This is a genomic window from Hymenobacter sp. (assembly GCF_036387835.1).
In the GTDB taxonomy this organism is placed as follows: Bacteria; Bacteroidota; Bacteroidia; order Cytophagales; family Hymenobacteraceae; genus Hymenobacter.
Genome location: NZ_DASVSY010000122.1, coordinates 37,212 through 51,748 on the forward strand (window position 1 = coordinate 37,212; position 14,537 = coordinate 51,748).

The 14,537-nt window shown below is 55.8% G+C and carries 12 protein-coding genes and 1 pseudogene; 3 read left to right on the forward strand and 10 right to left on the reverse strand.

Annotated elements, in window-relative coordinates; translation table 11 throughout:
• Positions 1-13: 13 nt before the first annotated feature.
• The 9 genes and pseudogenes from VF639_RS24320 to VF639_RS24360 all read right to left on the reverse strand — a co-directional run bounded on the left by VF639_RS24320 (position 14) and on the right by VF639_RS24360 (position 9,640).
• Positions 14-829: an enoyl-ACP reductase FabI gene (locus VF639_RS24320; RefSeq protein WP_331148559.1), complete on the reverse strand. Its 816-nt coding sequence runs from the start codon at positions 827-829 to the stop codon at positions 14-16.
• 134 nt (positions 830-963) lie between these two features.
• Positions 964-2,637: a DNA repair protein RecN gene (recN, locus tag VF639_RS24325; protein ID WP_331148560.1), complete on the reverse strand. Its 1,674-nt coding sequence runs from the start codon at positions 2,635-2,637 to the stop codon at positions 964-966.
• Between the two features lie 344 nt (positions 2,638-2,981).
• A complete protein-coding gene (porD, locus tag VF639_RS24330; RefSeq protein ID WP_331148561.1) occupies positions 2,982-3,911 on the reverse strand; it encodes a type IX secretion system protein PorD in 930 nt (309 codons plus the stop codon).
• Complete coding sequence (locus VF639_RS24335) at positions 3,901-4,551, reverse strand: phosphopantothenoylcysteine decarboxylase (RefSeq protein WP_331148562.1); 651 nt, start codon at positions 4,549-4,551, stop codon at positions 3,901-3,903. Before VF639_RS24335 ends, porD begins: the two co-directional genes overlap by 11 nt.
• A gap of 308 nt (positions 4,552-4,859) precedes the next feature.
• Positions 4,860-5,396: pseudogene (locus VF639_RS24340) on the reverse strand (flavoprotein); the annotation flags it as partial.
• A 171-nt stretch (positions 5,397-5,567) separates the two neighbouring features.
• The gene (locus VF639_RS24345; RefSeq protein ID WP_331148563.1) at positions 5,568-5,912 is read right to left on the reverse strand and encodes a DNA-directed RNA polymerase subunit omega; all 345 of its coding nucleotides are present in this window, start codon (positions 5,910-5,912) and stop codon (positions 5,568-5,570) included.
• A gap of 131 nt (positions 5,913-6,043) precedes the next feature.
• Positions 6,044-6,868 (reverse strand): outer membrane protein assembly factor BamD, encoded by an 825-nt coding sequence (locus VF639_RS24350; RefSeq protein ID WP_331148564.1) that lies wholly within the window; start codon positions 6,866-6,868, stop codon positions 6,044-6,046.
• Positions 6,869-6,972: 104 nt separating this feature from the next.
• A complete protein-coding gene (locus VF639_RS24355; protein WP_331148565.1) occupies positions 6,973-8,676 on the reverse strand; it encodes an OstA-like protein in 1,704 nt (567 codons plus the stop codon).
• A 115-nt stretch (positions 8,677-8,791) separates the two neighbouring features.
• A complete protein-coding gene (locus VF639_RS24360) occupies positions 8,792-9,640 on the reverse strand; it encodes a glycerophosphodiester phosphodiesterase (RefSeq protein ID WP_331148566.1) in 849 nt (282 codons plus the stop codon).
• A gap of 451 nt (positions 9,641-10,091) precedes the next feature.
• On the opposite strand from VF639_RS24360, the gene tilS reads away from it, so the two are divergent.
• From tilS to VF639_RS24375, 3 genes are all read left to right on the forward strand, one after another.
• Complete coding sequence (tilS, locus tag VF639_RS24365) at positions 10,092-11,420, forward strand: tRNA lysidine(34) synthetase TilS (RefSeq protein WP_331148567.1); 1,329 nt, start codon at positions 10,092-10,094, stop codon at positions 11,418-11,420.
• A gap of 151 nt (positions 11,421-11,571) precedes the next feature.
• Entirely contained in the window at positions 11,572-12,513 is a 942-nt protein-coding gene (gene mdh, locus VF639_RS24370; RefSeq protein ID WP_331148568.1) for a malate dehydrogenase, read from the forward strand.
• A 101-nt stretch (positions 12,514-12,614) separates the two neighbouring features.
• Positions 12,615-13,313, forward strand: a complete 699-nt coding sequence (locus VF639_RS24375; protein WP_331148569.1) for a DNA alkylation repair protein — start codon at positions 12,615-12,617, stop codon at positions 13,311-13,313.
• Positions 13,314-13,374: 61 nt separating this feature from the next.
• Here VF639_RS24375 and VF639_RS24380 read toward each other — a convergent pair whose 3' ends face one another.
• Positions 13,375-14,517 (reverse strand): acyltransferase family protein, encoded by a 1,143-nt coding sequence (locus VF639_RS24380; protein ID WP_331148570.1) that lies wholly within the window; start codon positions 14,515-14,517, stop codon positions 13,375-13,377.
• Between the last annotated feature and the right edge of the window lie 20 nt (positions 14,518-14,537).

The following is a 14,537-nucleotide window of genomic DNA, read 5'->3' on the forward strand; positions in this document are numbered from 1 at the left end:
TTGAAACGCTTATTCACCCTTTCGTAATCAGCTCCACGATTTCCTCGGAAATGCCGGTGGTGCTGAAGCCACCGTCGTGCATGAGGTTTTGCATGGTCACGTAGCGGGTCAGGTCCGAGAACAAGCTCACCACGTAGTCGGCGCAGGCTTCGGCGGGGGCGTTGCCGAGCGGCGAGAGGCGGTTGGCGTACTCGAAAAAAGCATCGAAGCCACTAATGCCGGTACCGGCCGTGGTTTTGGTGGGTGACTGCGAGATGGTGTTGACGCGGACCTTTTTGAGCTTGCCCAGGCGCTGCCCATAGCTGCGGGCGATGCTTTCGAGCACCGCTTTGGCCTGCGACATATCCGTGTAGTCGAGGAAGGCGCGCTGCGCGGCAATGTAGCTTAGTGCTACCACGGAACCCCATTCGTTGAAGGCGTCCTGCTTCTCGGCCACGGCCAGCATCTTGTGGAACGACAGCGCCGATACGTCCAGTGTCTTCTGATACCACTCGTAGTTTAGCTCGCCGTAGTGCTTGCCCTTGCGGATGTTGGCACTCATGCCAATGCTGTGCAACACAAAGTCGAGCTTGCCGCCGAGTTGCTCCTGCGCGCCGCTGAAAAGCTTTTCCAGGTCTTCCATCGAGGTGGCATCGGCCGGAATGATAGGGGCGTTGCACTGCTCGGAGAGGCGGTTGATTTCGCCCATGCGCATAGCCAGCGGGGCATTGGTGAGCACAAAGCGGGCCCCTTCGGCGTGGGCCTTCAAGGCCACCTTCCAGGCAATGGATTCTTCATTGAGCGCACCGGAGATGATGCCGACCTTGCCAGCGAGGATGTTGTTGGACATATGGTGAGATTGTGAGATTGTGAAGTTGTGCCCGGATAAGCCCGCCGACACCTTCAAGGTAGTTCTTCCGTGATTAGATGGCGGCAATTTAGGTATTCACCAACTCACAATTTCACAACCTCACAATTTCGCTCTTACCCCACCAACTCCTCGCCGCGCATAGCTAACAGCTCCCGGGCACTCTGGAAGGCGTGCTGACTTGGGTTGGCGCCGGCAATCATGTGTGCAATTTCACTGATGCGCTCCTCCAGGTTCAACATCCGGATGCAGCTCACGGTGCGGTCGGCGCGGTCCTGCTTGTACACGAAGTAGTGCGTATCGCCGGCGGCGGCCATTTGGGGCAGATGGGAAATAGTAATGAGCTGGTGCTTTTGCGCCATCTGCTGCATCATACGGCCCACTTTCACCGCAATTTCACCGGAAATACCCGTGTCGATTTCGTCGAATACGATGGTAGGAAGGGCTGTTTTGTCGGCGAGCATGTACTTGATACACAACATCAGGCGCGAAAACTCCCCGCCGGATGCGGCCTTGCTTAGCGTTTGGGGCTGCGCGCCTTTGTTGGCAGTAAACAAGATGCTGATGATGTCGATGCCACTGGCGGCGGGCGGGCCGGCGTGGTGCTGCACCACAATGCGCGAGTTCGGCATGCCCAAGTCGGCCAGTAGGGCCACTAGCTCCTTCTCGAATTTCGGGAAACTCTTGCGGCGCGCTTCAGATAGCCGGGTGGCTAGTTTGGTAGCCGTAGCCAGAGCAGCATCGGAGTCGCGGTGCAGGCGGGAAATTTGCTTGTCCAGGTTCAGCACTGAGCTTACTTTGTCGCGCAGTTCGTCGCGCAAGTTCAGCAGGGCTACTACGTCGCGGACCTGGTGCTTGCGCTGTAAGTTGTAGATGACGTTGAGGCGGCTTTGCAGCTCGTCGATACGGGCGGGGTCGCCTTCGGTGCGGCGCTCAGCGGCTTCGGCCTCGGCGGCAATGTCGTTTATTTCGATGAGGCAGCTGTCGAGGCGCTCCTTCAGGTCGCGGAAGGCATCGGCGTAGGGCGCAATCTGACCAAGCAGGATGGCCGCATCTTTTAAGCTGCTGGCGGCGCAGTACTCGCCTTCGCTCAGGCTTTGCAAGGCATGCGTCAGCTTGAACTTGATTTCTTCAGCATGTTCGAGCTGCTTCACTTCCTGCTCTAGCTCGTCCTGCTGCTCGTTGTCGAGGCGGGCTTCTTCCAGCTCGTTCAGCAGGAAGCTGTGGTAGTCCAGCTCCTTATTGGCCTGCGCGACTTGGTCCTGCAAAGATTTAAGGTCGGCTTCCAGCTTGCGGTACTGGCGGTAGGCGTTGCTGTACTGACCCCGCGCGGGTATCAAACCAGCATACAAATCCAGCAGATTCAGCTGAAATACGGCATCCCCAAGCAGAAGCGTATCGTGCTGCGAGTGAATGTCCATCAGGTTGGCCCCAATGTGCCGCAAGGTTTCCAGCGTTACCGGCGTATCATTCACAAATGCCCGCGACTTGCCCGCCGGACTGATTTCGCGGCGCAGGATGCACTGCGTATCGTAGTCGAGGTCCTCTGATTCGAAGATGTCCTGGAGCTGGTAGCTGGAAATATCGAACTGGCCTTCAATCACGCACTTCTTCTCGGTGTCGAAGAGCATGCGCGAGTCGGCGCGGTTGCCGAGCAGCAGGCCGATGGCCCCAAGCATGATGGATTTACCGGCGCCGGTTTCGCCAGTGATAATATTGAGGAGCGCTGAAGGCCGCAGCTCCAGCTGCTCGATTAGAGCGTAATTGCGGATGCGAAGATCAACCAGCATACTAGTAGATAAAAGGCCGGTAACGGCCGTAGCTGACAAAGAAGAAACCCGCCACGCTGGCAAGGCCAGACAAGACGGGTTTTACAAACCTACTAATTAACTTAGGTTTATGCCAACTATTTTCGCATCAAGTTATTTCCCTGATCACGGATTTTTTGGATTAGTCGGATTGATCGGATTTTGTGGACGGTTACTTGTCAAGTTGGTTATCGCCTACAACATAAAACAAATAAACCTTTGTAGGATTAGCAACTGGTAGAGCTACTAAGGGTAGTTGCTAAGCCCACAGGAAAGGAAATCGTCCACAAAATCCGATCAATTCGACTAATCCAAAAAATCCGTGATCAAGGTTGCTTAAGCATGGCTTGGTACTTGGCCGAATTGGTAGGGTCTACTTCCGTGAGCAAATTCGCCAGATTCTGCTTCTGCTGCACATCACTGCCACTGCGAAAAATGTTGGCAATTTCGTCGGCTTTGGTATCGAAGAAGGCACGGGCTAACAAGGTGCCGGGTCGGCGCGTGGCCGCCGCCTGCACGCCTTGCAAAGCCGTAAAAATGCTGCTTCGGGCGTCGTCAGGTTTCTCGATAAAAATGTCGAGACCTTGGCGGTAGTAGGCGTAGCTGCCGGTGCGCAAGGCTTCCAGCTGCGGGTCTTGCAGGTTATTAAGCAACCAATAGCGGTTGCGCGTCTGGCCATCTTTCCACGCCTCGTCGGCCTCGTTGGTTACGGTTTGGGAGGCGGCATTTTGCAGCACGTTGCGGGCCCGGTCGTAGTAAGGGGAACCGGCGAGCTTGGCGAAGCTGTCTTGGTCGAGGCCGATGGCAATGTAGGCGTAGAAAGTCAGCAGCGAGGAAAGGTTGCTAACAAAGGTATTCTCCGAGTAATCAATCGGGTTTTGCGGCGAGTAGTTGAACTTGAAGTTGCGGTCGGAAAAGGTCAGCAGATTGGTTTCGTAACCGGTCCCGTACACCGGCCGCGTCGTGACGATGCGGGTGGTGGCTGTGTATTGCCCGTTCTGAGCACTGGTGATACCAACAAACATCCGCATCCGGATTCGCTCTTCCGGCCGGTAGGTTTGGCCGGTAAAAGGTTTGGTATTCAGGAAGCCTTGAATGTCGCTCTGCATCTGCTGCACGATGGAGCGGTCGGCAATAGTTACGTTTTCGGTGGTGACCCGTACTTCGGCCAGTATTTCCTGCGCTTGGCTAACAGGGGCCGTGAGCAGCAAAGTCAGAACAACTAAAACAGACGACAGCAGAGAATTACGCTTCACGGGGCAGGCGGGCAAGAACAGCTTGAACAATATCGTGGGCCACGGCGGCTTTGAGCTTCACTTCAAAGGTAAGCATTTCGCCCTGCGCGTCCAGCAGCGTCACTTTGTTGGTATCGACGCGGAAACCAGCACCAGCATCGCGCAGGGAGTTGAGCACGACCAGATTGAAGTTTTTGCGGTGTAGCTTCTCGCGGGCGTTGGCTTCCTCATTATTAGTCTCCAACGCAAAACCCACCGAAAATTGTTCGGGCCGCTTGGTTTTGCCTAAAGTAGCGGCAATATCTACGTTCTTGATTAGCTCCAGCGTGAGCGTATTGCCTTCTTTCTTGATCTTGTTTTCTGCTACGTGCGCCGGCTTGTAGTCGGCCACTGCCGCCGCAAACACCCATACATCGGCCTCCGGCGCTACGGCCGCTGCGGCCGCGTACATCTGGTCGGCAGTTTCCACCCGCTGCGTCCGGATTAGCGGATGCGCAGGGTCCGGCAGATTGGTTGGTCCGCTGATTAGCGTTACCTGGGCGCCAGTGGCCGCAAAGGCCTGGGCCAACGCGTATCCCATTTTGCCGGTGCTATGATTGCCGATGAAACGCACCGGGTCGATGGGTTCATACGTGGGGCCAGCCGTAATGAGGACGCGCATTGGGGAACAAGGAATAAAGAATTAGGAAGGAGATGTTGTCTGGGTGGCGCTGACGACAAGAAGCTGTTTCAGGATTTCATTTTAGATCCTGCCTACTCTGGCGTCCGCGTAGGCGCAGCAGCTCGCTAGGGCGGTACCTCCATGATGGTGCAACGATGCGAATGAGATGCTGCGCCGACGCCAGAGCAGGCAGGACGTGCAAGTGTGTTTGAAGGAAACTCTAAAACAGCTTCCAAACCTACCATTGCTTGTGCTTAACGAACACAGAGCCGAATTCCTCATTCCTCGTTCTTCAATCTCAATTCAGTTAACGCAGCCACAATGTCCTCTGGCTCTAGCATACGGCCGGGACCAGAGAGGCCGCTGGCTAGCTCACCGGCGGGAGAATCGAGAATGGTGTTGCCGTAGGAGCGCAGCCGCACCAGGTTGGCGGTGGTGGCGGGGTGGGCGTACATGTCGAGGTCCATGGCGGGGGCCAGCACCACGGGGCAGCGGGCCGAGAGGTACACGGCGTCTAGCAGAGAGTCGCAGAGGCCGTTGGCGAAGTGAGCCAGCGTGTTAGCCGAAGCCGGCGCGACGAGCAACACATCGGCCCACAAGCCTAAGTGCACGTGGTTGTGCCATTCGCCGGCTTGCTCGTCTTTCAGAAAACCTTGCAGCACTGGCCGTTTGGAGAGAGTGCCTAACGTGAGCGGCGTAACGAAAGCCGCCGCCGAAGCCGTCAGAATCACTTGCACTTCGGCGCCGGCTTTGGTGAGCAGCCGCACCAAAGAAGCCGCTTTATACGCCGCAATGCTGCCGCTTACTCCTAGCAAAATCTTCCGCCCCTCCAGTGCTAAGGCCATTACACTCCAAATTATATAGTTTAAGAATATACTAAAACCTAGAACGCCATGCTGAGCTTGCTGAAGCATCTCGCGGGCTGAGGTTGGAATACCACTCCAGTTTCAGCCCGCGAGATGCTTCAGCAAGCTCAGCATGGCGTTCTTTATTCTTGGTCTTACCTGAAGGCGAGTTTACTCGGCTTTGGGAGCAGCCGGTGCCACTTCTTCTTCGGGAGTGCGGTAATGCACTTTGCCTTCCAGGAATTCCTCGATGGCGAGGTTGGTGGGCTTGGGCAGACGCTCGTAGTGCTTGCTGATTTCGATTTGCTCCCGGTTTTCGAACACCTCTTCTAGGTTGTCGACGGTGGTAGCAAACTCGGCTAGCTTGCCGTTCAATTCTTCTTTCAGCTTAACTGCCAACTGGTTGGCACGCTTCGAGATGATAGCAATAGACTCGTATACGTTGCCCGTTTCGGCAGCGAATTCAGACATGTTGCGCGTTACAATAGAAGCAGAAACGTTGCTAGGAGTCTTCATGGATGAATGGTTGATTTGTTGAATTGCTAAATGGTTGGATTGTTAAATGGTTGGATTGTTAAATGGTTGATTGTTCTACCGGCTTGCTGAACGGCCAACCATTTAACAATTCAGCCATTCAACCATTAAAATTAATTCGCCGCGGCGTCTTTGGGCTTGAGCTTGGCGGCTTGAGCCGTGGCATCGGTGTACATCCGTTCGGCGGCTTTCAGGTTGCGGCTCTGCGGATAGGTGTCTACAAAGTGCTGGTAGAACGCTATTACTTCCAGAAACCGTTCGCGCTGTTTCTCAACTACGCTTTCACGGGCTAGGTCGTATTGGGCACTGATCTTCAGATACTCGGCTTCTTCGTTGAAGGCTGAGGCGGGGAACTGCTGCTGAAAAGTGGTCAGCGCCACCACGGCCGACTGGTAGTAGCGCAAATCGTAGTAGAGCTTGGCGCCCTGGTAGGCTTTGTTTTCCAGCTTCTTCTGCAGCTCCTGCGACATATTCTCGGCCTCGGGGCGGAACTTGCTTTCCGGGTAGCGGTTCAGAAACTCCTGAATGGTTTCCAGAGCCGAATAGGTGTTGGTTTGGTCCAACTCATACTCCGGCGAGTCGCGGAACAGGGACTTGGCCTGCAGAAACGAAGCTTCTTCGGCGTAAGTCGAGTTGGGGTAAGTGTCGGCGAATGACTTGAAATAATACGAGCTGAGCGTGTAGTTGCGCTGGCGGAAGTTGGTGTTGGCGAAGTAGAACTGCGCCTTTTCCGCTTCCGGGCGGCCTTTCAAGAGTGGTACCAAGTCTTCGAGCAGGGTACCAGCTTTGAAAAAGTCGCCCTTGTCGTAGTACTTGATGGCGGCTTCGTACTTCTTGTTCACGTCGCCGCTCTTGAGCAGCTTTTGGTAGCCGGTACAGGAGCCAAGCAGCAACGTACTCAACAAGAGAACAAAAAGAGTTGGGCGGAATGAATGCATAAGGGGCGCAAAGGTAACGGATTCTGCCTGAATCACTGGCTGATTGTTGATTGGCAGTTGTTGATTATTGATTGTTGGCTGCTGACCATAACTGCGGAAAGCAGCTATTTGCGGGCCGATGCCGGCGGCGCGGCAGTTTTAGCAGGCGTAGGCTTGGCAACGGCCGGCTTAGTTTTCGCGCCGATTTTGGCTACCACTTCGGTTTTAGACTTTGCCTTAGGCTTAGCTTTGGGCTTGGGCTTCGCCTTTACTGGCAACGCAAAGTGTCTGCCTAACACCACCCGGCGCGTCGGACGTTCCGTGGGGCGCCAGCTGAAATCCTTGAGCTTCTCGTCTTCGGGCTTCAACTCATGGGGCGGAATAAAGCTGGCATCGGGGTTGGTCAGGAAGCTGATGGTTTGCAGCTTGCTTTCGGCAAAGCGCAGCACCATAGTGGCCGACAACGCCTTGTTCATGCCGCTCACGGCCGTGTCACCCTCAAGAGCATAATAGAGGCTCTCCGCGTTGCCAAGCACGTCAACTTTTTTTATCGAGTTGCCCTGGAAGTAAGCTATCATTCGGCGGCCCTTCACTTGGTTGAAGTTCAACAACGTGTCCTGCCCGATGATAAAAGCCCGGGCGTAAAGCCGCATCTGGTCGATTTTGCCCTTCCGCTGCCGGATTTCCATGCTGTCGGAGGTGAGCTGGTTTTTGTTGCTCCAGAGGATGGGGTTTTTGTTGAGGTAGATAATGGAATCCTGCCGGTTGTAGGTCAGCGAGTCGCAGCGGCCTTGCAAGTCGGTGCGAAAGATCTTGGTTTTCGGGAAGGCGTAGATCACGCCGGCGTTGTTGAGAGGCGCCTTGCCTTCTTGGCTGATGAGCGTGTCAGCGGCCAGGTACAGCGTGTCTTTGCCGGAGATATTGCGCATCACCGGCGCGCCGTAGACTTTCACCCGGCCCTGCAGTCGCCAATATCGCCCCACGTCGCCCCTGATGACCACGTTATCTTTCTTGGAAGTCATCGAGACGTGCCCAGTGGCCACCCCGTATTTTAGGGCTTGATTGTACACCAATTTGTCACCGGTGAGCAGGTAGTTGGGCGTTTCAACTTTCGCGTTACGCTGAAACGTCGACACGCCGGTAATGGTGTTGTGCACACCGTTTTCGGCGTAGAGCGTCTGGTTTTGCCGGTCCGTCAGGCGCGTCGGGCCAAAAAAGTAAGCCACTTTCGAAACCGTGTTGTACTGCAGCGTATCGGTGTCAATGGTGTTGTCTTTGGTGACCAGCTTCACGTCGCGCTTGAAGCTGAACACTTTGCTGGTGGTGTTGTAGTAGCCATACTGGCTGTCGAGGACGTTTTCGGGGTCGACGAGGTGGCCGCCGGTGCTGTAGTAGGCCAGGTTGGTGGTCAGGTCGTAGTCGAGCAGGTTGGTGGTGAGCGTCATGCGGGGGTCGCGCATCACTACGTTGCCAATCATGCGGGCCTTGCGGGTGTCGCCGTTGTAGGTAGCCCGGTCGCCGGTGATGGTGATGGTGTCGTTTTGGATGATGCGCACGTTGCTGAACGCCTCCAAATCATTTCGGCCGATGTACTGATAAGCCGAATCGCAATAAAGCAGCGTGGTTCCTTGCCGGAAGCTCACGTTGCCGAGCAGCTTACGAATTTCAACGCCGTTGAACTTGCCACCTGACAGTTGCTGCGTACCAGGTAGCAGCTCGATGCGTTGGCCTCTGGCGGGCGTGGGTTGGGTGGCTGGTTTGCGCTGAGCCGTAGCCAGCAGCGGCAACCAAACCATCAAAAACAGGAAAAGAAATCTAGATAAGGGCATTTAGATGCAAAGGTATAGAATCTGCCCCCGTGCCGCGGTAGCGGGCTGCGGGGGGTGTAGCATGAAGCGCCAGCTACGTGTTGCAGCAAACGAGCTGCTCAGGTAGCGCTTGCCGTTACTGCCGGCCTAGCAGTGTCAGCATAGTGGGCACGTTGTCGACTTCAATGGCATCGGGCTGGCAATCGATGAGGCGTTGCACGGTGCTGGAGGCACGGCCTCCAAACGTAACAACTTGCAAGCCCGCCGCGTGCGCCTGCGCGGTATTTTCTGGTGTAATCAAATCCTTTCTGACTACGATGGCCTGCACCTTCTCGGCTTTGGCTACCTGCAACTGGCCCTGAATATCATCGGTTATTTCCAGTCCCAAGGGCGTATTAGGCAAGGCTTGGCGCAAGGCAGCCAACGACGATTGATTGATAGTAAGCACCAAAAGCCGATCTGGCGGCCAGTTGTACTGCTTCAGCAGCCGCCCTAATGCCCGCGCCAATGCCGGAGCCCGGGCTAAAGGCTGATCGGGGCTGCAAAGGTTGGTTTCGTGCAGATCGAAGTGGAGATACGGTAAGGTAGGGCGCTTGCTGAGCTTGTCCAGCAGCTGTTGCAGGCTAATGGGATGCTCGTTTTGCCAGAAGTCGTAGAACCAGCCCGCCTTGTACTTCAACTGCTGCACGGCGGCGGCGGGCTGCTCATAGATGCAGCCCGTGCCGTTGGTCATCGACTCCAGCTTTTGGTCGTGGTAGAGCATCAACACGCTATCCTGGCTGAGCTGAATATCGATTTCCACCCCGTCGGCGCCGCGCGCTAAAGCTTGCTCAATGCCTGCTAAGCTACTTGGTGGCAGCGGATTGAAGGGGTTGAAGGGGGTGAGAAAACCAGAGCCGGCGTGCCCGATTACCAGCGGCTGTTTACCGGCAGGCAAGGGCTTGGCGGCCGGGCCACAACTCGCCAGCAGTAACACCCAACTCATCAGCCATGAACCGCACCCCAACCAACGGCAGGAAATACGCCTCGAGCTCCAGCCAAACTCTTTCTTTCTGAAATTCATTCCTGATCAGGTTTCTTGTGCGTAACGCCCAATGAGGGGGCATCCGTATTTTTGTGACTTGCTTTTGCCTTAGCTGGCCAGAAGAAGTAACGCGAAGTTCACCTGCTTGTAGCGTGGAAGCCACAGGAAATCTGTTCCGCGACGAGCAACGCGAGTTCCTACGCGAGAGGGCCACAAGGCGTGGTCATGAATACTCGCTGTGCTCGTCGCGGAACGGAAGCCACAGGATGGTGAACTTCGCTAACTGCCGTAAGTCTACTACTTGGGTGGATGTCAGCAACGCCTCGCGAAGTGAAACTTCGCGTTACCTTTTTTGGCTAAGGCATAATCACTAGGTATACCATCTGTTTCCTACGTTTTCACATTTTCTACAATGCTTGATCAAGTCCGCCAATACATAGAAGAACACAACCTCTTCTCTCTCACCGATGAGCCGTTGCTCGTGGCCGTTAGCGGCGGGCAAGATTCGGTGGTGCTGGCGGATGTGCTGCACCGGCTAGGCGTGCAATTTGCTGTTGCCCACTGCCATTTCGGGCTGCGGGGCGAAGAAGCGGATGCCGACGAGCAGTTCGTGCGCAAGCTGGCTAAGAAATACGACGTTCCCTACTTCGCCGAGTTCTTCCAAACCAAAGCCTTTGCCGAGCAGGAAGGCATTTCCACCCAAATGGCCGCCCGCGCCCTGCGCTACGAATGGTTTGAGCGCCTGCGCCAGACGCAGGGCCTGGCTTACATAGCCACCGCCCACCACCAGCGTGACGCCGCCGAAACCATGCTGCTCAACCTCACCCACGGCACCGGCCTGGCAGGTTTGCACGGCATTCCGCCCAAAAACGGCTACCTCGTGCGCCCTCTGCTCGGCATCGGCAAACCCGAGCTGTTCGAGTACCTCGTGGAAAACCACCTGATCTGGCGCGAAGACGCTTCCAACGACAGTCCGGTGTACCAGCGCAACCGCCTGCGCCAGGAGGTGCTGCCCGTGCTGCGCGACATCAACCCCAACCTCGACCAAACGCTGCAATTCACGGCCGAGCGGGTGGGCGGCGCCGAAGAAATCGTGCGCCGTTATGTAGCCGACACGGCGGCGCAGGCGCAGCGCACCGAGGAGGAAGTGACCTACCTCAACATTGGCATGCTCCAACGCACGGCCGCTATCACGCTGGTGCTGCACGAGCTGCTGCGGCCGTTCGGGTTCAGCTTTCCGGTAGTGAAAGACATTGTGGCCTCTTTTCCCGCTGAGCCCGGCCGCCGCTTCGAGTCGCCGACGCACCGGCTGGTGAAAGACCGAGAGCAACTCGTCATCACCCGGAAAGTTCTCACCAAGTTCGGCACTCACCAGATTCAGGCCGGGCAAGAAGTGTTGAAAATCGACGGCCTGCACCTGCGCCTGGAGCTGACCGAAGCCGCCGGCCTCGATATTCCGCGCGGTAAAGCGGTAGCGGCCCTCGACGCTGACTTGCTGAAGTTTCCGCTTATCGTGCGGCCCTGGCAGGAAGGCGACTGGTTTATGCCCATCGGCATGAAAGGCAAAAAGAAGCTCTCTGATTTCCTGATCGACCAGAAAGTGCCGCTCAACCTCAAAGACAACGTATTCGTGCTGGTTTCCGGCGACGGTAAAATTGCCTGGGTTATCGGCTTCCGTCCCGACGAGCGGTTCAAGGTGACGGAAGCTACGGAGCGGGTACTGGTGGTGAAACGGATGTGAGGCGAAGGGTTAAATTGTTGAATTGTTAAATGGTTGGCCGTCCTAATAATCCAATCCATTTAACAGCCAACCATTTAACAATTCAACAATTTAACCCTTCAACCCTTACTTTTACCCCCGAACCCAAACCGTACACCCAATCCATCACTCGATGAAAGTTACCGTAGTTGGGGCTGGCAACGTGGGCGCTACTTGCGCCGATGTATTAGCCACCCGCGAAATCGCCAATGAAATTGTTCTGGTTGACATTAAAGAGGGCTTCGCCGAAGGCAAAGCGCTGGATATCTGGCAGAAATCTCCTGTCATTGGCTACGACTCCCGCACCGTAGGCGTCACCGGCGACTACAGCCGCACCGCCGATTCGGAGGTGGTAGTTATTACCTCGGGGCTGCCGCGCAAGCCCGGCATGAGCCGCGACGACCTGATTTCGACCAACGCCGGTATCGTGAAAACGGTGACGGAGCAAGTGGTAAAGTATTCGCCCAACGCCATCATCATCGTAGTTAGCAACCCGCTCGACGTGATGACCTACCAGGCGCACCTCACCTCGGGTTTACCCCGCGAGAAGGTGTTTGGCATGGCTGGCATCCTCGATACCGCCCGCTACCGCGCCTTCCTGGCCGAAGCCCTGAACGTAAGCCCCAAGGACATTCAAGCCGTATTGATGGGCGGCCATGGCGACACCATGGTACCCCTCCCCCGCTACACCACCGTGGGCGGCATTCCCGTAACGGAGTTGATCGGCAAGGCCGAGCTAGATGCCATTGTGCAGCGTACGGCTGTTGGTGGTGGTGAGCTGGTGAAACTGATGGGTACTTCCGCATGGTATGCCCCCGGCGCAGCGGCAGCGCAAATGGTAGAAGCCATTGTGCGCGACCAGCGTCGTGTATTTCCGGTTTGCATTGAGTTGCAGGGCGAGTACGGCATCAACGGCGTGTATTTGGGCGCGCCGGTTATCCTCGGGAAAAACGGCATCGAGAAAGTAATCGAGCTACAGTTGAACGACGAGGAGAAAGCAATGCTGGAAACCTCACGCGGCCACGTGAAAGAAGTGATGGACGCACTGGACAACATGGGCAAAGCTTCAACTTAGTTCTAGTTCCCGCTTTAACTGAAACCGGCCGTTCCGCACTAGCGGGGCGGCCGGTTTCAGTTAATTCATAGTTTAGATTGCCTGAACAAAGTTGCTTTCTCATGACTGTCGCCGACCTCGAAAACGCTTTGCACGCCTTGGCCGATCCGGCGCGTGCTGCCTTGCTACAACGCTTCTTCAAGACGAAGCCTGGTGAGTACGGTGCCGGTGACCAGTTTTTGGGGCTAACTCTGCCGCAGGAGCGCCAATTGGCCCAACAATTTCAAGCGTTGCCACTGGCCGAGGTCGAGAAGCTGTTGGCAAGCCCGTGGCATGAGTGCCGGCAGACAGCCTTTATCATCTGGACGCTCCAGTTTCCGAAGGCCGGGCCCGCCGGACAGCGCGTCATTCATGAACGGTATTTGGTTAACCAGCGCTTCGTCAACAACTGGAATCTGGTGGATATCACCTGTCCGATGCTGGTAGGCACTTATTTGCTCGACAAGGACCGGGAACCGCTATATAAGTTGGCTGCCGAGCCGCAGCTATGGAGCCAACGCATGGCCCTGGTTTCGACGCTGGCTTTTATTCGCAAGAATCAGTTTGCCGATACGTTCCAACTGTCTGCGCTCCTCCTCTCCCATCCCCACGACCTAATTCATAAAGCCATGGGCTGGATGCTGCGCGAAGTAGGCAAGCGCAACGAAGATGCTCTAGAAGAATTTCTGGCCGACTACCAGGGTCAACTACCCCGCACGGCCCTGCGCTACGCCGTAGAACGGCTTTCACCCGACCGGCGCCAATTCCACATGCAGAAGTGAAAGGCCGCAATGCTAAGAGTCTATCCGGCCCGGAAGGACAGTTCCGGGCTGAACAAGTAACTCATCTGGCAGCTATTAGCTTGTTTCTCAACCAGCGCCTGACGGGCTCATCGTAAAGTTTAAGGCTGCCGTAAGCAATCAAAACAATGGCCGCAAACGTGAGTAGAGCCACTGGCAATGCCTGCTGCGCAGAAGGCTTATGCGTGCTTACCCAACCAGTATAGGTATAGATAAGCGGGTAATGCGTGATATAAACGGGGTAGGATATAGCACCGAGAAACTTACATAGCCGGCTGGCACCGGTGCCGGCTATTTGCCCGCTGGCGCCCAGCCATACAATGAAGGGGAACACAAATACTATATTGAGCGAATCATACAAACCGTTCTGCCACAAGTGTTCGGCACCGCCTACTCGCGGGAAGGCAAGAACCAGAACCAGCAACAAGCTGCACCACCAGAAAACGTGTTTTACCGAGCCAATAGTAGCCACGCGGCACAGCAACAACCCAGCAAAAAACGGATACATCATCCGCGTAAAACCAGTACGCAGCTGAACGGGGTCCAACGACCACCCTCCAATGACGTCTCCGGCAGGACTAGTAACGGCGAAGTGAACCAGGGCAATCCCGGCTACTATCACCAGCACCGACAGCGCTGTCTTGGAAAACTTCCGGACGCCGAGGGCATACAGCAAATTGGCGATATACTCAAAGAACAAGGACCAGCCGGGGCCATCGAGCGGGTGCATTTCCTGCCAGCCCCGGATGTCCATCGAAACGGGCACCGGCACTAAGGTAAACCCGATAACCATCACCAACAGCATCTTCCAGACCGGCACTTCGCTGATGGTAGGCCAGAGGGTAGAATCCTGAAAATAGAAAAACACGGCCCCGATAATCATCCCTAGCACCACCAAGGGTTGCAGCCGGATAAGCCGGACCTTGAAGAAGTCCTTCAGCGTCATCTGCCCCCACCGGTCGTCGTAGGCATAGCCAACAACAAAGCCGGAGAGCAAAAAGAAAAAGTCGACGGCCAAATAGCCGTGGTTGATTATCTGGTCGAGGTGACTGGTGGCATGGGCCTCGAACAAATGAAAGGCTACTACCAGCAATGCGGCCACACCGCGCAGTCCGTCCAGAATGGCGTAGTGGGGCTTGGTGCTTAGCACTGTTGCTTGCTCTTCTGATAGAAGTTGTGCTTTCATTCGCTACTTCAACGTGTGGT

Bases quoted from the DNA above. Each gene is read 5' to 3' on its own strand.
- VF639_RS24360 (WP_331148566.1), bottom strand. From the start codon at position 9,640: ATGAGTTGGGTGTTACTGCTGGCGAGTTGTGGCCCGGCCGCCAAGCCC.
- VF639_RS24320 (WP_331148559.1), bottom strand. From the start codon at position 829: ATGTCCAACAACATCCTCGCTGGCAAGGTCGGCATCATCTCCGGTGCG.
- recN (WP_331148560.1), bottom strand. From the start codon at position 2,637: ATGCTGGTTGATCTTCGCATCCGCAATTACGCTCTAATCGAGCAGCTG.
- mdh (WP_331148568.1), top strand. From the start codon at position 11,572: ATGAAAGTTACCGTAGTTGGGGCTGGCAACGTGGGCGCTACTTGCGCC.
- VF639_RS24335 (WP_331148562.1), bottom strand. From the start codon at position 4,551: ATGCGCGTCCTCATTACGGCTGGCCCCACGTATGAACCCATCGACCCG.
- VF639_RS24345 (WP_331148563.1), bottom strand. From the start codon at position 5,912: ATGAAGACTCCTAGCAACGTTTCTGCTTCTATTGTAACGCGCAACATG.
- VF639_RS24380 (WP_331148570.1), bottom strand. From the start codon at position 14,517: ATGAAAGCACAACTTCTATCAGAAGAGCAAGCAACAGTGCTAAGCACC.
- VF639_RS24355 (WP_331148565.1), bottom strand. From the start codon at position 8,676: ATGCCCTTATCTAGATTTCTTTTCCTGTTTTTGATGGTTTGGTTGCCG.
- tilS (WP_331148567.1), top strand. From the start codon at position 10,092: ATGCTTGATCAAGTCCGCCAATACATAGAAGAACACAACCTCTTCTCT.
- VF639_RS24350 (WP_331148564.1), bottom strand. From the start codon at position 6,868: ATGCATTCATTCCGCCCAACTCTTTTTGTTCTCTTGTTGAGTACGTTG.
- VF639_RS24375 (WP_331148569.1), top strand. From the start codon at position 12,615: ATGACTGTCGCCGACCTCGAAAACGCTTTGCACGCCTTGGCCGATCCG.